The sequence below is a fragment of the Parvibaculum sp. genome (assembly GCF_049671045.1).
Classification (GTDB): Bacteria; Pseudomonadota; Alphaproteobacteria; order Parvibaculales; family Parvibaculaceae; genus Parvibaculum.
Genome location: NZ_JBATUH010000034.1, coordinates 31,864 through 50,717, shown reverse-complemented (window position 1 = coordinate 50,717; position 18,854 = coordinate 31,864). Strand labels below are relative to the sequence as shown.

Sequence of the window (18,854 nt, the reverse complement as noted above, 5' to 3'; positions counted from 1 at the left end):
AACATGCCCTCCTTCGCCCATCTGAAGGAGGACGAGCGCCGCGCCATCGCCGCCTATGTGCTCGCCACATACCGCTAGGCGGATTAGACTTGAGCCCGGCTTGGGCATGCTCTTGAGCGAGGTCCGGCGCCTTTGTCGCACATCGAAACGCATATCGAAGAGCTGCCCTGGGCTCTGCCGCATGAGCTGTTTCAGGCTTTCGCGGACGAGCCCTTCGCGCTGCTGCTCGACAGCGCGACGGCGGCGCCGGGGCGCGATCCGGCGCTTCATGGCCGCTGGAGCTTCATCGCGCGCGACCCTTACGACACGCTCGTCCTTCGCGCGGGCGAGAAGGACGACCCCTTCGGAGCGCTGAAGGAGCGCCTCGCGCAGGCGCAACCGGCCCAATCGCCGTCGCTGCCGCCCTTCGCGGGCGGCGCGGCCGGCTTCTTCGGCTACGACCTCGCCCACGCGCTCGAAAACCTGCCGCCGCGCGACAGGCCCTTTGCCATCGACGACCGGAAGCTCCCCGACATGGCGGTGGGCTTCTACGACACGGTTCTCGCCTTCGATCATCTGGAAGGCCGCGCGCTCATCGTCTCGACGGGCCTTCCCGAAGAAGGCACCCGGACGCGCATGGCGCGGGCGGCAAGCCGCGCCGCGGAGTGGCGCGAAAGGATCAGCGCGGCGCGGAACGAAATGCTATCCGAAGCGGCACCGGGCGCGACCGCGATTGCCGCGAATTTCACACGCGATGAATATGGACGCGCCGTCGCCCGCGTCATCGACCTGATCCGCGCCGGCGACATCTTCCAGGCCAATCTCGCCCAGCGTTTCGATGCGCCGCTCGCCGAAGGCGATACGCCCTACGCGCTCTATCTCCGCCTGCGCCGACGGAGCCCGGCGCCTTTCGCATCTTTCTTCAACTTCGGCGGCGGCGCGCTCGTCTCGTCATCGCCCGAGCGCTTTCTCGCCTGCCGGGAAGGCGCGGTCGAAACGAAACCGATCAAGGGCACGCGGCCGCGCGGGTCGACGCCTGCGGAAGATGCACGGCTCGCCGCCGAACTTCTCGCCTCGGCGAAGGACCGCGCGGAAAATGTGATGATCGTCGATCTTCTCCGCAACGACATCTCGCGCGTCTGCGCCGATGGCACGGTGACGGTGGAAAAGCTCTGCGCGCTCGAAAGCTTCTCGCATGTCCACCATCTCGTCTCGACCGTGAAGGGACGCCTCGCGCCGGGCAAGACGAGCGTCGACCTCCTCACCGCCGCCTTTCCCGGCGGCTCGATCACGGGCGCGCCGAAGATCCGCGCCATGGAGATCATCGCCGAACTAGAACCGACGACGCGCGGCCCCTATTGCGGCGCCATCGGATATATCGGCTTCGACGGCGGCATGGACACCTCGATCGCCATCCGCACCATGATCGTGGAGGGCGGGCGCGTGAGCTTTCAGGCCGGAGGCGGCATCACCGCCGACAGCGACCCGGCGGCGGAATATGACGAAACGCTCGCCAAGGCGCGCGCCATGATGGACGCGCTCGGCGCCGCTTGCGAAAGCGCGGACGCCACCGACGCAGAGCGGCCGCGCCTTGCGGAGGCAGGCGCATGATCCTCCTCATCGACAATTACGACAGCTTCGTTCACAACCTCGCGCGCTATGTCGGCGAGCTTGGATTTGCCCGCCGCGTCATCCGCAACGACGCGATCTCCGTCGCGGAAGCGCTGGCGCTCCGCCCGCAGGCGATCATCCTCTCGCCGGGCCCCTGCGGACCGGACGAGGCGGGAATCTCGGTTCCGCTGGTGAAGGCGGCGGCCGGGACGCGCGTGCCGCTCCTCGGCGTCTGCCTCGGCCATCAGGCGATCGCGGCGGCCTTTGGCGGCCGCATCCACCGCACGGCGCCCGTTCACGGAAAGCCCGCGCTCATCGCGCATGACGGCACGGGGATCTTCGCCGATGTGCCGAGCCCATTTACCGCCGCGCGCTATCACTCGCTCGCAGCAGAGCTTGCCGAGGGCGGCCCCTTGCGCGCGACGGCGCAGAGCGAGGACGGCGTGCTGATGGCGCTCGCCCATGAAAGCCTGCCGATCTTCGGCGTGCAGTTTCATCCCGAATCCGTGCTGACCGAACACGGCCATTTGCTGCTTTCGAATTTTCTGGCGCTTGGCGGCGCCTCGAAGCTGAAGGAGAGCGCATGATCGTCTGGCTCAACGGCGAACTCATGGACGAGCGCGCGGCGCGCATCGACCCGCGCGACCGCGGCTTTCTTCTGGGCGACGCGCTCTTTGAAACGCTGCTGGCGCGGAACGGCAACATCGCCTTTCTCGAAGAGCATCTGGTGAGGCTCTGGGCGGGCGCGAACATTCTCGGCATACCGCTGCCCGTCTCGACCGGCCATCTCGCCGTCGCCTGCGAAATGGTGCTGGAGGCGAACGGCCTCATCGACGCGCCGCGCGTGGCGCTTCGCGTGACGCTCACCCGGGGACCGGGCCCGCGCGGCCTCGTGCCGCCCGAAAATCCCGCGCCGACACTCCTCATCTCCGCCGCCGAAAGCGCAAGCCCCCCCGCCTCGCAAAGCGCCATCATCGCCACGCCGCGGCGAAACGCGCTCTCGCCCACATCGCGCCTCAAGGCGGCCCCCTATCTCGACAACCTCCTCGCCCGCGAGGAGGCGCGCGCCCGCGGCGCGGACGAGGCGCTGATGCTCGACACATCGGGCTATGTCGCCTGCGCGAGCGTCGCCAATGTGTTTCTCTGGGAGGGCGAAAGGCTCGTCACCCCGGCCGAGGAATGCGGCATTCTGCCGGGGATCACGCGCGCCGCCGTGCTGGAGCTTGCCGGGCGGCTCGGCATCGACGCCGCCGAGGAAATGATCATGCCGCAGCGCCTGCCGCGCGCCGACGGCGTGTTCCTGACGAACAGCCTCATCGGCATCGTGCCGCTCTCGCGCATCGAGACGCACGAGTTCGAGCCCCATCGCATGACGGCGCGGCTCAAGGCGGCTTACGAACTTCTGCTCGAGGCCGACGAGGACGAGGAAGGCCGGAGCTAGTGCACTTCCGTCGAAAGTGGCGACGCTCTAATTGTCCGAGACGCTGAAGTCGCGCCGTGCCGAGGTGATTGTCACCGTGAAGCCCGCGATGACATCGAGAATGCAGAGCAGCACGAGCAGGAAGAAGATCGACGTGCCGAACTGCGGCAGCACGATGAACTGGACGAGCGCGACGAGCATCACGAGAAGCGAGAGCGCGTGATTGATGATGGTGGGCGCGCCGGTCCTGGTCGAATTGACGAGCTCGAGGAACAGCAGCAGCAGGCCGAGAACGAGGAGCGTGTCGCCGACGGTGAGCGTCCAGATCGTGCCCGATACGAGAGAGATGGGCACCAGAGCCGTTTCCATCGTGGCGCCGGTCAGAAAGACGATGATGTTGTAGGCGATGACGACGAGCGCCAGAAGCGGCAGCGAACCAAGCATGTCTGTTTCCCCCGTTTATACGCCGGACGCCCCCGAAGCCCGGCTCCCGGCTGCCGGACCGAAGACCCGACAAGCAGGCCCTTGGGCAGCCTGAATGTGTCAATATAGCACGGATATGCGCCGCTGCGCCTCGCCATAATCTGGCGGCGCGGAAGGTCCCATGCTTGGATGGGACCAAGGCCACTCATGAAAGGAAAACTGCGGATATGAAGGACGCGGCACGACATTTCTCGGCCAGTTACGCGGAGGCCCGCGGGCGCTTTCTCGCCGCCGCGACCGAGGCGGGCGCCGCCCTGAGCGCGCACCAGCACCCGCTCAAGGGGCCGGAAGGCGAGCCCCTCGCAGTCGATGTCGCGCGGATAGGCCCGGCCGAGGCCGGCCGGGTGATCGGGCTCGGCTCCGGCACTCATGGCGTCGAGGGCTATTGCGGCTCGGGCATCCAGACGGCGCTTCTTGCCTCGGGGCTCGCCCGCGCGCTCCCGGCCGATACGGCCATCGTCTTCATTCACGCGATCAACCCCTGGGGCTTTGCCTGGGGGCGGCGGGTCAACGAGGACAATGTCGACCTCAACCGCAACTTTCTCGACCATGAGCGCCCCTACCCGGAAAATCCGGGCTATGAGGAAATCTATGCGGCGCTGAACCCGCCCGATCTCGCCGCGGCCACGCTCGACGCGGGCCGCGCGCTTCTCAAGGCCTATGCGGAGAAGAACGGCGCGGCGGCGCTGCAACATGCGCTGAGCGGCGGGCAATATGCCCACCCGGAGGGCGTGCAGTTCGGCGGACGCGGGCCGGTCTGGTCGAACCGCACGCTGCGCGCGATCATCCGCGCCGAATTCGCGGCCGCCCGGCGCATCGTCTATATCGACCTCCATTCGGGCCTCGGGCCGAGGGCGAAGGGCGAGGTCATTTCGACGGCGCCGGAGACGAGTGACGAATTCCGCCGCATGAAGGACTGGTGGGGCGGGATTGTCCATTCGACGCAAGGGCCGGGATCGGTATCGGCCAATGTGCCAGGGTCGATAACGGAAGTCTTCTCCGAGGAGCTTCAGGGGCGCGAGGTGAGCCCCTGCGGGCTCGAATTCGGCACCATCCCCATGAATGCGGTCGCATCCGCCCTCATCGCAGACAACTGGCTCCACCGGAGCGGCGGGCTCGACAATCCGCTCGCGCCCGCGATCAAGAAACAGATACGCGACGCCTTCTATGTCGATGAGGATGACTGGAAGGAAGCAGTCACGCGCCAGACGGACGACATGATCCGCCGCCTGCTCTGACACCAGCCAGCGAAAACGAAAACGCCGGCCCCCGCGCAAATGCAGGGACCGGCGTTCGGATATCTCGCCGTGATGCGAAGTCTCAGATCTCGGACTTCGGCTTCAGGATCTGACGGCCGCGATACATGCCGCTCTTCAGGTCAACATGGTGCGGACGATGAAGCTCGCCCGAATCCACATTCTCCACATAGGCCGGCTGCTTCAGCGCATCGGCCGAGCGGCGCATGCCACGCCTCGACGGGGAAGTCTTCCTCTTGGGGACGGCCATTTCTCTAAGGTCTCCGGTCTGGCAAAGCCTCGGGCCTCGGGGTCGCGACCCCTGAGGGACCGGCGCTGGGCAAAGGCTTCTGAAAATCCAATCGGGCCGGCACCCTGGCGGGGCGCAGCTCTTGGCGGGCCTTATACAGGCAAAACCCGCCTCAAGTCCACAGGCTTGCGGTCAGGAAACGCCGCTTATCGAACCTCGACGACGGGACAACGGGCGGGCGTGAGCCCCGCGCGGCGGCAGGCGGCCCTCGCCTCGCCGGTCGTGCCGAAATCGCCCATGCGGACACGATGGAAGCGGCCGCCATCGAGCGCGACGGTCTCGATCCTGAGTTTGCGGCCGTCCTCGATGCGGGGTTCGCGGTGAACGATGTCGAGATAGCGCCGGGTCGCATCCTCGATGGAATCATAGGAGCCGAGCGGCACGTAGTAGCGGGCCTTGCGGGCGCGCTTTGCGGGCTTCGAGATCGACCCGGTGATGAGATCGTCGTCGGGATGGGCCAACGGCGTCGCCATGGTCTGGCGCACGAGATCGTTGAGCCCGCTCCTGTCATAAGCCGCGACGGCCGGCCCCTGATGGGCGCGCTCGCGATGCGCGACGAAGAGCGCCACGCAGCCGCCGATAAGGATGAGCCAGATGAGTTCCTGGCGTCTGGTTCTGAACATGGCCCCGGCCCCTGCTTGCCGTGAAAAGCAGGCAGAGTCTGGGCCGGGATGGTTAATTTGTGTTTAATTCTGGCACACACGCGCCGGATACGAGGCCTCCACGGGCCTCAGGCCACGAGCACCCCGGCCGCCGGATGGTAGGCGACGCCAAGCGCATCGGCGACGGCCTGATGGGTGATGCGGCCCCGATAGACGTTGAGCCCCGCAAGCAGATGCGGATTGTCGCTGAGCGCCCGCGCATAGCCCTTGTCGGCAAGCGCCAGGATGAAGGGCAGCGTCGCATTGTTGAGCGCGAAGGTCGAGGTGCGCGCCACCGCCGCCGGCATGTTGGCGACGCAGTAATGAACGACGCCATGCTTGATATAGGTGGGCTCGGCATGGGTGGTCGTGCGCGAGGTGGCAAAGCAGCCGCCCTGATCGATGGCGATGTCGACGAGCACGGAGCCCTTCTTCATGCGCTTCACCATCTCCTCCGAAACGAGCTTCGGCGAGGCCCCGCCCGGAACGAGGACGGCGCCGATGACGAGATCGGCGCCGAGCACATGCTCCTCGATCGCATCGACCGTCGAATAGATGGTGTTGAGGCTCGCCCCGAACTGGAGATCGAGCTCATAGAGGCGGCGCAGATTGACGTCGATGACGGTCACATGCGCCTCGAGCCCCATCGCCATGCGCGCCGCATTGGTGCCCGAGACACCGCCGCCGAGAATGACGACCTTGGCGGCAGGCACGCCCGGCACGCCGCCAAGCAGCATGCCCCGCCCGCCTTGCGCGATTTCGAGGCAATGGGCGCCCGCCTGTATCGACATGCGCCCCGCGACCTCGGACATGGGCGCAAGAAGCGGCAGGCCGCCGCGCGCATCCGTCACCGTTTCATAGGCGATCGCGATGACGCCGGACTGGATGAGCGCGCGCGCCTGCTCGGGATCGGGCGCGAGATGCAGATAGGTGAAAAGCAACTGCCCCTCGCGCAGCATCTTCAATTCAGAAGGCTGCGGCTCCTTCACCTTCACGATCATCTCGGCCTGGGCGAAGATCTCTTCCGCCGTATCGACGACCCGCGCCCCGGCTGCCGCATACTGCTCGTCCAGAAGGCCGGTGGCGAAGCCCGCCCCCTTTTCCACCAGCACCTCATGGCCCTGATGCACCGCCTCGCGCACGCTCGAAGGCGTCATGCCGACGCGATATTCATGAACCTTGATTTCCTTCGGAACGCCGATGCGCATGAGCAACCTCTCGTCTTTGGCCGGATGGTTCGCGGCCGGCAGGGGAATGCTATTCCCCGGCGGCAAGCCTTCCAATAAGGGCGCGCGGAAAATGCCGGACGGTCTTTGACACGAGGCCCGCCCGGAGTCGATAGTGCCGTTATGCCCATGGCCAATGTCTTTGACGACGCGCTGCGACGCCTGCTTGCCGAACGGCTTTCCGCCTTCGAGCGCAGGCAGCTTGCCGATGCCGGGCTGAAGCGGGCCGCCGTCGCCATCACCGTCGTTCCGCAGGCCGGGGAGGCCGCCTTTCTGCTCACGCGCCGCGCGCCCCGTCTCAACGCCCACGGCGGACAATGGGCGCTTCCAGGCGGCAGGCTCGACGGCAACGAAAATGCGATGGAAGCGGCGCTGCGCGAGCTGGAGGAGGAAGTGTCGCTGCGGACAGGCGCATCCTCCGTCCTCGGCACCCTCGACGACTACCCGACGCGCTCGGGCTATCTCATCACCCCCGTCGTGGTCTGGGCCGAAAGCATCGACGGCATGAAGCCCAATCCGGGCGAGGTGGCCTCGATCCACCCCTTTCCTCTGGCGGAATTGCAGCGCCCTGATTCGCCCGTCCTCGTCACCATCGCCGAAAGCGAGCGGCCGGTGATCCGCCTGCCGCTTGGCGAAAGTCATGTTCACGCGCCGACTGCGGCCGTGCTCTACCAGTTCGGCGAGGTCGCGCTTCGGGGCCGCGCAACCCGCGTCGCCCATTTCGAGCAGCCCGTCTGGGCGTGGAAATAGTCTGCCTCAGGCCGCGAGAGGCCGCCCCCCGCCCGCATGCGCCTCGTGCCAGCGGTCGTGGAAATAATGGACGACGCCGCTCACCAGAGGCTCGACCAGCGCCACGCCGGCGGCGATGACGAACTGGCCGGTCAGCGCATAGGCAACCGCAAGCCCCACCAGGAAATGGATGAAGGTGAAGGAAACCGCCTTTTTCGCCGCACGCATGGTGAACCTCGTTCGCCTTAATTGCGAATGATTATCATTTAAATCTTTGCGGTTGCCGCGTCAAGGGCCGGAACGCGCGAAATCAGCCCGAAAGCCGCCTGCGCCAGAGCGGCTTGAGCAACTCGAGGACGATGAGGGTCAGAAGCCCTCCGGCGGCGCAAAGCGCGAGATCGTCCACATGAAGCGGCCCGAAGCGGAAGATCGCCCGCATGGCCGGAATGGCGAGCACGAGAGCGAGCAACAGGCTCGTCGCGCCGAGCACGGACCACAGCGCGAGATTGCGCGCGCCAAGCGCGGTCAGCAGCGAGGCGCTGAAGGACCGGTTGGCGAAGATGAGCGCCACATTCGTCAGCACCAGCGAAACGAAGGCGAGCGCCCGCACCTCGGGCTCGCTCATGCCGCGCGACATGGCAAGCCACGTCATGCCCGCCACGACGCCGAGCGAAAACGCGCCCTGAACCAGGCTCCAGGCGATGAGCGCGCCGGAAAAGAGCGGGCTTTCCGGATCGCGCGGCGGGCGGCGCATGATGTTGCCCTCCTCCTCCTCGGCCTCGAACACGATCGAGCAAACCGGGTCGATCACCATTTCGAGAAAGGCGATGTGAACGGGGGTGAGGATGAGCGGCCAGCCCGCGAGCAGCGGAATGATCGAGATGCCCGCGATCGGCACATGCACGGCGAGGATATAGCCCATCGCCTTGCGCAGATTGTCGTAGATGCGCCGCCCGAGCCGCACCGTCTTCACCATCGAGGCGAAATCATCGTCCAGCAACACGATCGAGGACGCCTCGCGCGCGACATCCGTGCCGCGCCCGCCCATGGCGATGCCTATATGCGCGGCCTTGAGCGCGGGCGCGTCGTTCACGCCATCGCCCGTCATGGCGACGATCTCGCCATCGGCCTTGAGCGCATCGACGATGCGGAGTTTCTGCTCCGGCAGGATGCGCGCGAAGACGGTGACGCGGCGCGCCTGCGCGCGAAGCGCCTCGTCGTCGAGCCTGTCGATCTCCGCCCCCGTCAGCACCTCTCCGACATCGAGCCCCGCCGCGAGCGCTATGGCGCGCGCCGTGGCCGGATAATCGCCGGTGATCATCGCGACGCGGATGCCCGCCGCCCGGCATTCGGCGACGGCGGCGGGCACGGCGGGGCGCAACGGATCGGCAATCCCCACAAGCCCCGCATAACGCAAGGTGAGATCGCCGAGAGACGCGGGCATCTCGCCTTCATGCGTTCCCTCGGCGATGCCGAGAACGCGCATGCCCCGCCCCGCCATGTCCTCCACCTGGCGGCGCATCGCGGCCGTCTCCGCCGGCCCGAGCTGCGCCAGCCGCGCGATCGCTTCGGGCGCACCCTTGGCCGCGACGATGCGATCCTTCCGCTCCGGCGCGCTCCATATCTGCGTGACGGCGAGAAGCTCGGGTTTCAGACCGAAGCCATGCACAAGCTCCATCCCGTCATCTATCCGCGCCAGCGCGTGAAAAGCCTTCTCCATCGGGTCGAACGGGTCGGGCGCGCTCGCAAGCACGCCGAGCTCGACAATCGCGCGCATGGGCTCGGGGATCGGCCCCGCCGGCGCCTCGTCGAACCGATAGGCGAAATCGCCGACCCGCAGCTCGACGATCGACATGCGGTTCTGCGTCAGCGTTCCGGTCTTATCCGTACACAGAACGGTTGTCGCGCCGAGGGTTTCGATGGCCGCCGAACGCCGCGTGAGTACGCGGGCGCGCGAGATGCGCCAGGACCCCATCACCATGAAGACGGTCAGCACGAGCGGAATTTCTTCCGGCAGCATCGACATGCTGACGGCGATGCCTGCAAGGAGGCCGCCAAGCCAGTCATGCCGCGTCAGCGCGTAGAGAATGACGACGAGCGCCGCCGTGACGCCGCCAAACGCCGCGAAGCCGCGCACGAGCCGCCGCGTCTGCCGGCGCAGCGGCGGCGGCTCCGTGTCTATGCCGCCAAGCGCCGCGCCGATCCTGCCGATCTCGCTGCGCGCGCCGGTCGCCATGACTTCCGCAAGCCCCTGCCCGCGCACGACGAGCGTACCCGAAAAGACGAAGGGAAGATCCTCGCCGCCCGGGCGCGAGGCCGCGGGAGCCGCCACCAGAGCCGCCGCCCCGCCGGCAGCCTTCCTCACCGGCGCCGCTTCGCCCGTCAGCAGGGATTCATCCACCTGGAGTTCATGCGCGGTGAGGAGGCGCGCATCGGCTGGCACGCGATCGCCTTCGGCAAGAAGCAGGAGATCGCCGCGCACGACTTCGCGCCCCGCGATGCGCTTGCGGACACCCTCGCGGATGACGAGCGCGCGCGGGCTCGTCAGATCGCGCAGCGCATCGAGCACGCGCTCGCTTCGCGTCTCCTGAACGACGGCGATGGAAACCGAGAAGGTGGCGAAGGCAAGGAGGATGAGCGCTTCCTCGTGATCGCCGAGAAACAGATAGATGAGCCCCGCCCCGATGAGCAGCGCGAACATCGGCTCGCGCATGACATCGGCCAGGATGCGAAACGCGCTTCGGCGCTCCGCCGCCGGCAGGAGATTGGGCCCCTCCGCCCGCAGGCGCGCGGCCGCTTCCTCTTCGCTCAATCCTTGAGGGGCCGCCACATCCGGATTCTGCATCGGCGCTCCTGACGGGATCACGTGATGCGACTGGCTCTCGGCGCCGGATCGCTATCGGCGCCGTCATGCGCGTGTGCCCACGCGCCGGGCGGACGCCACCTCGCGCCCCCGGCCGCACCGGAGAATCGCGATTTCCCGTCATGCGTCATCGAAGCGCCATGGAGATCGGTCATGTCCTCGCGCGCCCGCTTTTACCTTGATCGAGTATATCCTCCCCGGCGCGGATCGGCAGGGGAACCATTCTTCGGCAGGCGCCACCTTGCCATCATTCAAAAAGACATGAACACTGTGCGCCCCTGAACGCGCAGGCTCCTTCGCGCGGTAACCTGAAACTGGACCGCATAGCGGCAGACTGGCATGAGCACGCAGGAACAAACCCGGGCCGCCCCGGCCGGAGAAACGAAGACCGGACAGGAAAGCCCGATCATCGAGATCAGGAACGTCACCAAGATCTATGGCAGCTCGGTCAAGGCCGTCGACAATGTGAACCTGACGGTGGGCCGGGGCGAATTCTTCGCGCTTCTCGGGCCGTCCGGCTGCGGCAAGACGACGCTTCTGCGCATGCTCGCGGGCTTCGAGACGCCGACTTCGGGCGAGGTCGTCATTGACGGGCACAATATGGCGACCGTCGCGCCGAACAAGCGGCCGGTGAACATGGTGTTCCAGTCCTATGCCGTGTTTCCGCACATGTCGGTCGAGAAGAATGTCGGCTATGGCCTGCGCATGGACGGACGGCCGCGCAGCGAAATCAGGACGCGCACCGAGGAAGCGCTCGAACTGGTGAAGCTCGGCGGCTATGGCAAGCGGATGCCGAACGAACTTTCGGGCGGCCAGCGCCAGCGCGTCGCGCTCGCCCGCGCGCTCGTCAAGCGTCCCTCGGTGCTGCTTCTCGACGAGCCGCTCTCCGCGCTCGACGCCAAGCTCCGCGAGGCGATGCAGCTCGAGCTCGTGCGCCTTCAGCAGACCGTCGGCATCACCTTCGTGATCGTGACCCACGATCAGTCCGAAGCGCTCTCCATGGCCAATCGCATCGCGGTGATGAACCAGGGCCAGGTGCGGCAGATCGCGACGCCGGCTGAACTCTACGAATATCCGAATTGCCGCTTCGTCGCCGACTTCATCGGCAAGATCAATCTCATCGGCGCGAAATCCGTGCGCACGGGCGAAGGCAAGGTGAACGTCACCGTGCCCGTGCTCGGCGACATCGAGCTTCAGGGACAGGCGACGGGCGACGTCGCCCTTGCTGTGAGGCCCGAAAAGATCTTCGTGTCGGAAACGAAGCCGAACGATCCCGACATCATCACGGCGAAGGGCCGTGTCGGCGAAGTCGCCTATTACGGCAGCTTCAGCAACGTCTTCTTCGACATCGGCGTCGGCTCGCCCATTCTCGCCGACATTGGAAACGTCTCGCGCGACATCGAGGCGTTCACCTTCAAGAAGGGCGAGGAATACTGGCTCTATTGGCGCAAGGGCGACACGCTAGTCCTCTCCGACTGAGAACGAAGACGCAGGCGCGTCCGCTTCAGTCGTCTTCGCTGTCGGGCGTGCCGCCGCGCACGCTCGCGCGTTCCATCTCGCCGATGATCTTTTCCGTCCGCAGCAGCGCCATGATCTCGTTGACGATCTGCACGCCACGCGCGGCAAGCCTCGCCGCGTCCTCCGAATTGATCCGGCGGCCGAGATTCCGGTAGAACTGCGTCACCTCGTGATGTGCGAGCACGCTCGCCATCTGGGCGTAGATGCGGAAATCCTCGATCGTGTAGCCGGCATCCTCCTCGGTGAAACCGGAGGCGCGCGATTCGCCGATCAGCTCGATGAGCCGCACATTGCGCGGGCTCAGCCATTCGCCATGGTCATTCTTCTCGATATGGACGAAGCCGAAGCTGGCGAACTGGCGAATGTCCTCGACGCTGACTTTCGTTTTCTCCGCGACGTCGGCGAGCCGCATGGGCTCGGGATTTCGCGGCTCCGACACGAGCGGCCCGAGCCGGCTTTCCAGACCGATGAACGCCTCGAAGCCCGCCGCCGGATCGCTCGCCTCCGCCTTCACGATCGTCTTGATGACGCTCAGCGGAAGGAACCGCTCCTGCTGCAGCCGCCTGATGAGCTTCAGCCGCGCGACATGCTGCGGCCCGTAATCCGCCACATTGCGCTTGGGACGGACGGGTTCCGGCAGCAGACCTTCGCGAATGTAGAATCGGATGGTCTCCCGCCCGATGCCCGTTTCGCGCTCAAGTTCCTTCATCTTCATGGCAGGGGAGACGCCTCGACTTTCACCGGTCCTCTTTCTATCCCCTTGTCCGGCCGACGGCTCGAAAAATCTTCGGCCGGCCATCAGCGATGCGCGCCATAGCCCTTGAGAAAGAGCCAAACCGCCCGCTCGATGACATGCGCGATGCGCTGCGGCGTGGCTGTCTCGATGACATTCACATTCCGCATCAGCACGAGATCGGCCTGACAGAGATTGAGAAATTGCGTTGCCGCGAGGGAAAGGTCGTCAATGTCGAGTTCGCCCGTCTCGACACGCCGTTTCAGAAATTCCTTCAGCCGGTTGGTAGCGACGCGCGGCCCTGCGTCGTAATAGGCGCGGCCAAGCTCGGGAAATTTTTTCGATTCGCCGATGACGAGACGGCGGACCGACTGCACGTGATCGCCGAGCAGGAACCTCAGAAATTCGTGTCCGAAGGCGCTCAGCACCCGATCTACCGGTTCCGGACGATTGAGAACCTCGAACGCCCTGCCCGACTGGAGCCTGCACGCCGATTCCATGAAGGCGGCGAAGAGCGCCTCCTTGTTGTCGAAATAGACATAGAGCGTGCCCTTGGAGACGCCCGCCTCACGCGCGATGAGCGACATGCTCGCCCCCTCATAGCCCCGGGCGAGAAACACCGCCTGCGCGCCCAGCAGGATCTGCTCCCTCTTGGCCGGGTTCAGGGAGGTTCCAGCCTCATCGATCGCAAGATTGCTCATGGCACTGACCGAACGGTTCGGTTAAAAACATCCTTGAATATGACCAAATATCGGCCATATTTCAACGCGATTGACCGTCCGGTTCGACGAGCGGGTGCAAGATGGCTCAGCGTCAAAGGCTTTTCCTCGGTATAGGCGGTGTGTTTCTGCTGGCCGGACTGGCCTATGCGTTCCTCTGGTTCACGCACTACCGCCACATCCAGACGACCGACAACGCCTATGTGCAGAGCGACATCTCGGTCATATCGCCCAAGGTTTCCGGCTATCTGGCCAGCGTGAGCGTCACCGACAACGCCTATGTGCGCAAGGGCGACCTGCTGGCGAGAATCGATCCGCGCGACCTCGAGATCGCGCGCGATCAGGCGCTGGCGAAACTCCGTACCCAGCGCGCCGCCATCGCGACATTCGGCGAGCAGATTGCCGCCGCCGAGGCCCAGGCCGACAGTGCGCGGGCGAACATCTCATCCGCCGAGGCGCAGGCGTCGCGCGCACGCGCCGACTATGCGCGCTATGCAGCGCTTGCCCGCTCCGAATTCGCAAGCCGGCAAAAGCTTGAAGCGGCCCGCGCCGACACGCAGTCGAGCGACGCGCGGCTCCATGCGATGAAGGCCACGCTCAATTCGGCGCTCGCCCGGATCGCAGTCCTCAAGGCGCAGAAGTCCGAACAGGAAGAAAGGCTGAGGCAATTCGAGGCCGATCTCGCACAGGCCGAGCAGAACCTTTCCTACACGGAAATTCGCGCGCCCATCGACGGTGTCGTCGGCAACCGGCACATGGATGTCGGCCAGCTCGTCCAGCCGGGCGCACAGCTCGCCTCGCTCGTCGCGCTTCCCCACGTCTATATCGAGGCCAATTTCAAGGAAACGCAGATCGAGAACATCCGCATCGGCCAGACGGCGAGGATCGTGAGCGATGCCTATCCCGGCGTCGAGATCGAAGGCCGGGTGGAAAGCTTCTCGCCTGCAAGCGGACAGATCTTCAGCCTCCTGCCCGCCGAGAACGCGACCGGCAATTTCACCAAGATCGTGCAGCGCGTGCCCGTGCGCATCGCGATCGCCGACGACAACGCGCTTCGCGGCCTGCTGCGGCCGGGGCTCTCCGTTACCGTATCCATCGATACGAGAAGCGCGGGCGCGGCCGACGCGCTCGCCTCCGGCGGCGTCTTCGGCGCGGCGCGGACGCAGAGCCACAGCATGGCGAGCGGCAACTAGCCTTCAGGGCGCGGAAGGGACGATGCGATGACGAGCCTCGATGCATCGGCCGCGGACATCACGCCCTCCTTCTCGGCGCGCCGCGTCGTCGGCTTCTTCTTCATGGTCGTCGGCATGTTCATGGCGATCCTCGACATCCAGATCGTGGCGAGTTCGATCACCAAGATTCAGGCCGGCCTCTCGGCGAGCGCCGACGAGATAAGCTGGGTCCAGACTTCCTATCTCATCGCCGAAGTCGTGATGATCCCGATGACGGGCTGGCTGTCTCGCGTCATGTCCACGCGCTATCTCTTCGTCGCATCATCCGCGGGCTTCACCATCATGAGCGCGATGTGCGCGACCGCGACCTCCATCGAGCAGATGATCGTCTATCGCGCGCTGCAGGGCTTCATCGGCGGCGCGATGATCCCCGCCGTCTTCGCCTCGGCCTATGGCAATGTCTTTCCGCCCGAGCGCCGCGCCACGATCTCCATGCTCATCGGCCTTGTCGTCACGCTCGCGCCGACCGTCGGCCCGACGCTTGGCGGCTATCTGACCGACACCTTCTCCTGGCACTGGCTCTTCCTCATCAACATCATTCCCGGCATCATCGTGACCGCCGCCGTGTGGCTGCTGATCGATCTCGACGAGCCGGACTGGTCGCTCCTTCGCGGCTTCGATGGCTGGGGCATCGCGCTCATGGCCGTCTTTCTCGGCACGCTCGAATATGTGCTCGAGGAAGGCCCGCGCAGCGGCTGGCTCGAGGACAACACGATCTGGTGGATGACGGCTACATGCGTCGTCTCCGGCGCCTTCTTCTTCGCCCGCGTGCTCACCTTCGAGGAGCCCATCGTCGAACTCAGGGCCTATCGCGACCGCAACTTCGCGATCGGCTCGCTGCTGAGCCTCTTCCTCGGCGTCGGCCTTTATGGCCTCACCTATCTCTACCCGCTCTTCCTCGCCCAGGTGCGGCAACTGAGCGCCGTGCAGATCGGCGAGATCATGGCAGTGACCGGCATCTTCCAGTTCCTGTCCGCGCCGCTCGCGGGCATCCTCTCCCAGAAGCTCGACGTGCGCTATCTCATCGCCTTCGGCTTCGGGATGCTCGGCATCTCGAACTACATGCTGCTCGGCCTCACCTGGGAATGGGATTTCGGCCAGTTCTTCCTGCCGCAGATCATGCGCGGCATCGGCCTCATGTTCTGCATCGTGCCGATCAACACACTCGCCCTCGGCACGATCCCGCCCGAGCAGCTCAAGAATGCGAGCGGCCTTTACAATCTGATGCGGAACCTCGGCGGCGCGCTCGGCCTTGCGATCATCAATACGGTGCTGATCCAGCGCCTCGACTTCCACAAGAGCACGTTGCGCGAATCGATTTCGGCAGGCCGGCCCGTCGTCGAACAGACCATGGCCGGACTTGGCGAGATGATCGCAAGAACGCCCGGCATCGAATCGGGGCATCTCGCGGCGGTGAAGACGATCTACGGCCTGATGCTGCGCGAGGCGACCGTGATGGCCTTTGCCGATGCCTTCTTCGTGCTGACGATCTGCTTCTTCGCCATGCTCCTCACCCTGCCAGTGGTGAACAAGCCGGAGCCGGTCGCGGCATCAGCCGACGCGCACTGACGGGCAAAAGAAAAGGGGCGGAGCATCACTGCTCCGCCCCCGATCCATGAACTTCGCCGAGCTCAGAGACGCTCGATGATCGTCACGTTGGCGAGGCCGCCGCCTTCGCACATGGTCTGGAGACCATAGCGCTTGCCGCGGGCATGCAGCGCATGAACGAGCGTCGCCATGAGCTTCGCGCCCGAGCCGCCGAGCGGGTGGCCGAGCGCGATCGCGCCGCCATTGACGTTGAGGCGCTCCGGATCGCCGCCCGTCTGCTGGAGCCAGGCGACCGGCACCGAGGCGAACGCCTCGTTGACCTCATAGATGTCGATGTCGTCGATCTTCATGCCGGCCTTCTTCAGCGCCTGCAGCGTGCCGGGGATCGGCGCTTCGAGCATGATGACCGGATCGCCGCCAACCACCGTCATGTGGTGGATGCGCGCGAGCGGCTTCACGCCGAGAGCCTTGAGGCCGTTCTCGTTGACGATCATGACGCCCGAGGCGCCGTCGCAGATCTGGCTCGAGGTCGCCGCCGTCAGCGCGCCGCCTTCGACGAGGAGCTTCACGCCCTTGATGGCGTCGAGGCTGGCGTCGAAACGGATACCTTCATCGACCTTGTGGATTTCCTTGTTGCCTTCGGCGGTCGTGATCTCCAGCGGCACGATTTCCGCGTCGAACGCGCCGGCCTGCGTGGCGGCGATTGCCTTCTGATGGCTGTTGAAGCCGAACTCGTCGAGCACGTCCTTGGTGAGGCCGTACTTCTTCGCCATCATTTCGGCGCCGGTGAACTGGCTGAACTGGATGCCCGGATACTTCTTCTGAAGCTCGGGGCTCATATAGGTGCCGAAACCGTTCTTCGCCGGAAGAGCGGCCGAAAGGCCCATGGGCACGCGCGTCATGCTCTCGACGCCGCCCGCGATGACGACGTCCATCGCGCCCGACATGACGGCCTGCGCGGCGAAGTGGATCGCCTGCTGCGAGGAACCGCACTGACGGTCGACCGACGTGCCCGGAACGCTTTCCGGCAGCTTCGATGCCATGACCGTGTTGCGCGCGACGTTGATGCCCTGCTCGCCAACCTGGCCGACGCAGCCCCAGATCGCGTCTTCGACGAGCTTCGGATCGGCGCCGGTGCGGTCGATGAGCGCGTTGACGACCTGCGCGCCGAGATCGACGGGGTGCCAATCCTTGAGCTTGCCGCCCTTGCGGCCGCCGGCGGTGCGAGCCGCCGCTACGATATAGGCCTCAGCCATGATGCATCTCCTTGCCTTGCGGCCCCTGGGCCCAGACGGGCGGGTGCCGGTTGCTCGATAAGAGGTTTCGTCCGGGCGTCATCTTGAGCATGGTGCGCCGCTTGTCCAGCGCCAGGCCACGTCTTTCTGCCCGTCCCTTCCACTCCCATATCGGGCGGAAATGCCCGATTTCCAAGGCTTTTTTGCATGCCGGCAAATTGACGTAGGGGAACGGCCAGCCGCATCGGCCACGCCGCGCCTCTTCCTCGACCGGGGGAACCGCTCCCCCGTCAGTCGCGCCTGAAGATGCGCGCCGCCATGGCGCGCACGCGCACGGTCTGCCCGGCCCTGATCTCGCCGACCTCGAAAAGCTCGCGCGGAATTTCCGCCTCGATCGGCTCAGCGCGGCCCTCGACGATGAGCTCGACCGAGACGGACGCGCCGAAGGGCCTGATCGCCCCGACCGTGGCGGGGACGCCTGCCTGCTGGTCGCGGCCGACGATCTCGATCTCATGCGAGCGCACATAGGCGACCGCCGGACCGTCAGGCACCTCCTCGCCTTCCGCGACCGGCAGGACGCTGCCGAGCACATGGGCCTCGCCGCCCGATACGACCGTATCGAAGCGCGTGACATTGCCGAGAAACTCGCACACGAAGGGCGTCGCCGGATCGTCATAGATTTCGCCCGGCGTTCCGATCTGCTCGATACTTCCGCCGCGCATGATGACGACGCGGTCGGCAAGCTCCAGCGCCTCTTCCTGATCATGCGTGACGAAGATCGTGGTCAGGCCGGTCTCGCGGTGAATCTCGCGCAGCCAGCGGCGGAGATCCTTGCGCACCTTCGCGTCGAGCGCGCCGAAGGGTTCGTCGAGCAGCAGAACCGTCGGCTCGATCGCAAGCGCGCGCGCAAGCGCGACGCGCTGACGCTGGCCGCCGGAGAGCTGGCTCGGAAACCGCTTCTCGAGCCCTTCGAGCTGCACGAGTTCGAGCAGCCGGTGCACGCGCCGCGCGATCTCGCGCTCGCGCGGACGCTCCGCACGCGGACGGACCCGCAAGCCGAAAGCGATGTTCTCGAACACCGTCTTGTGGCGGAAAAGCGCATATTGCTGAAACACGAAGCCGACGCGCCGCTCGCGCAGGCTCAGAGATGTCGCATCGACGCCCTGAAAGCGGATGAGGCCCTCATCGGGCGTCGAAAGCCCGGCAATGGCGCGCAGAAGCGTGGTCTTTCCCGATCCCGAGGGGCCGAGAAGCGCCAGCAGCTCACCAGGCTCGACGACGAGCGAAACGCCATTCAGCGCCGCGAAATCGCCGAAGCTCTTGCGCAGATCCTCGACATCGATGCGCACCGGCGTCTGGTTCGAGCGCGCGG

18 protein-coding genes are annotated in these 18,854 nt (G+C 65.9%); 8 read left to right on the top strand and 10 right to left on the bottom strand.

Annotation, left to right across the window (positions count from 1 at the left end):
- Window positions 1-132 precede the first annotated feature (132 nt).
- From pabB to WBG82_RS04465, 3 genes are read left to right on the top strand one after another with little or no spacing between them, the layout of a single operon-like run.
- On the top strand, window positions 133-1,590 hold the full coding sequence (pabB, locus tag WBG82_RS04475; protein WP_424421904.1) for an aminodeoxychorismate synthase component I: 1,458 nt from the start codon (window positions 133-135) through the stop codon (window positions 1,588-1,590).
- The gene (locus WBG82_RS04470; protein ID WP_424421901.1) at window positions 1,587-2,177 is read left to right on the top strand and encodes an anthranilate synthase component II; all 591 of its coding nucleotides are present in this window, start codon (window positions 1,587-1,589) and stop codon (window positions 2,175-2,177) included. Before pabB ends, WBG82_RS04470 begins: the two co-directional genes overlap by 4 nt.
- Window positions 2,174-3,031, top strand: a complete 858-nt coding sequence (locus WBG82_RS04465) for an aminotransferase class IV (RefSeq protein WP_424421898.1) — start codon at window positions 2,174-2,176, stop codon at window positions 3,029-3,031. Before WBG82_RS04470 ends, WBG82_RS04465 begins: the two co-directional genes overlap by 4 nt.
- A 27-nt stretch (window positions 3,032-3,058) precedes the next feature.
- Here the strand turns inward: WBG82_RS04465 and WBG82_RS04460 are convergent, their stop codons facing one another.
- Window positions 3,059-3,454 (bottom strand): hypothetical protein, encoded by a 396-nt coding sequence (locus tag WBG82_RS04460; protein WP_424421896.1) that lies wholly within the window; start codon window positions 3,452-3,454, stop codon window positions 3,059-3,061.
- A 206-nt stretch (window positions 3,455-3,660) separates the two neighbouring features.
- Here WBG82_RS04460 and WBG82_RS04455 point away from each other — a divergent pair, with 206 nt between their 5' ends.
- Complete coding sequence (locus WBG82_RS04455) at window positions 3,661-4,731, top strand: M14 family metallopeptidase (protein ID WP_424421895.1); 1,071 nt, start codon at window positions 3,661-3,663, stop codon at window positions 4,729-4,731.
- Between the two features lie 82 nt (window positions 4,732-4,813).
- Here WBG82_RS04455 and rpmF read toward each other — a convergent pair whose 3' ends face one another.
- The 3 genes from rpmF to ald all read right to left on the bottom strand — a co-directional run bounded on the left by rpmF (window position 4,814) and on the right by ald (window position 6,887).
- The gene (gene rpmF / locus WBG82_RS04450; RefSeq protein ID WP_424421893.1) at window positions 4,814-4,999 is read right to left on the bottom strand and encodes a 50S ribosomal protein L32; all 186 of its coding nucleotides are present in this window, start codon (window positions 4,997-4,999) and stop codon (window positions 4,814-4,816) included.
- A 185-nt stretch (window positions 5,000-5,184) separates the two neighbouring features.
- The gene (locus WBG82_RS04445) at window positions 5,185-5,661 is read right to left on the bottom strand and encodes an SPOR domain-containing protein (protein ID WP_424421890.1); all 477 of its coding nucleotides are present in this window, start codon (window positions 5,659-5,661) and stop codon (window positions 5,185-5,187) included.
- A gap of 107 nt (window positions 5,662-5,768) precedes the next feature.
- On the bottom strand, window positions 5,769-6,887 hold the full coding sequence (ald, locus tag WBG82_RS04440) for an alanine dehydrogenase (protein WP_424421887.1): 1,119 nt from the start codon (window positions 6,885-6,887) through the stop codon (window positions 5,769-5,771).
- Window positions 6,888-7,034: 147 nt separating this feature from the next.
- Between ald and WBG82_RS04435 the strand changes: the two genes are divergently transcribed.
- A complete protein-coding gene (locus WBG82_RS04435) occupies window positions 7,035-7,655 on the top strand; it encodes an NUDIX hydrolase (protein WP_424421884.1) in 621 nt (206 codons plus the stop codon).
- 6 nt (window positions 7,656-7,661) lie between these two features.
- On the opposite strand, the gene WBG82_RS04430 is transcribed toward WBG82_RS04435, so the two are convergent.
- A complete protein-coding gene (locus WBG82_RS04430) occupies window positions 7,662-7,862 on the bottom strand; it encodes a DUF2061 domain-containing protein (RefSeq protein WP_424421882.1) in 201 nt (66 codons plus the stop codon).
- An 82-nt stretch (window positions 7,863-7,944) separates the two neighbouring features.
- Window positions 7,945-10,479 (bottom strand): cation-translocating P-type ATPase, encoded by a 2,535-nt coding sequence (locus tag WBG82_RS04425; protein ID WP_424421880.1) that lies wholly within the window; start codon window positions 10,477-10,479, stop codon window positions 7,945-7,947.
- A 357-nt stretch (window positions 10,480-10,836) separates the two neighbouring features.
- On the opposite strand from WBG82_RS04425, the gene WBG82_RS04420 reads away from it, so the two are divergent.
- Window positions 10,837-11,976 (top strand): ABC transporter ATP-binding protein, encoded by a 1,140-nt coding sequence (locus WBG82_RS04420; RefSeq protein ID WP_424421877.1) that lies wholly within the window; start codon window positions 10,837-10,839, stop codon window positions 11,974-11,976.
- Between the two features lie 25 nt (window positions 11,977-12,001).
- Here WBG82_RS04420 and WBG82_RS04415 read toward each other — a convergent pair whose 3' ends face one another.
- Complete coding sequence (locus tag WBG82_RS04415) at window positions 12,002-12,730, bottom strand: MerR family transcriptional regulator (protein WP_424421874.1); 729 nt, start codon at window positions 12,728-12,730, stop codon at window positions 12,002-12,004.
- 83 nt (window positions 12,731-12,813) lie between these two features.
- A complete protein-coding gene (locus WBG82_RS04410; RefSeq protein WP_424421871.1) occupies window positions 12,814-13,449 on the bottom strand; it encodes a TetR/AcrR family transcriptional regulator C-terminal domain-containing protein in 636 nt (211 codons plus the stop codon).
- Between the two features lie 101 nt (window positions 13,450-13,550).
- Here WBG82_RS04410 and WBG82_RS04405 point away from each other — a divergent pair, with 101 nt between their 5' ends.
- Complete coding sequence (locus tag WBG82_RS04405) at window positions 13,551-14,660, top strand: HlyD family secretion protein (RefSeq protein WP_424421868.1); 1,110 nt, start codon at window positions 13,551-13,553, stop codon at window positions 14,658-14,660.
- 27 nt (window positions 14,661-14,687) lie between these two features.
- Window positions 14,688-16,268, top strand: coding sequence for a DHA2 family efflux MFS transporter permease subunit (locus WBG82_RS04400; RefSeq protein ID WP_424421865.1), 1,581 nt, complete (start codon window positions 14,688-14,690; stop codon window positions 16,266-16,268).
- A 62-nt stretch (window positions 16,269-16,330) separates the two neighbouring features.
- Here the strand turns inward: WBG82_RS04400 and WBG82_RS04395 are convergent, their stop codons facing one another.
- Both WBG82_RS04395 and WBG82_RS04390 read right to left on the bottom strand, forming a co-directional pair.
- Entirely contained in the window at window positions 16,331-17,503 is a 1,173-nt protein-coding gene (locus tag WBG82_RS04395) for an acetyl-CoA C-acetyltransferase (RefSeq protein ID WP_424421863.1), read from the bottom strand.
- A 269-nt stretch (window positions 17,504-17,772) separates the two neighbouring features.
- The gene (locus WBG82_RS04390; protein ID WP_424421908.1) at window positions 17,773-18,831 is read right to left on the bottom strand and encodes a sulfate/molybdate ABC transporter ATP-binding protein; all 1,059 of its coding nucleotides are present in this window, start codon (window positions 18,829-18,831) and stop codon (window positions 17,773-17,775) included.
- Between the last annotated feature and the right edge of the window lie 23 nt (window positions 18,832-18,854).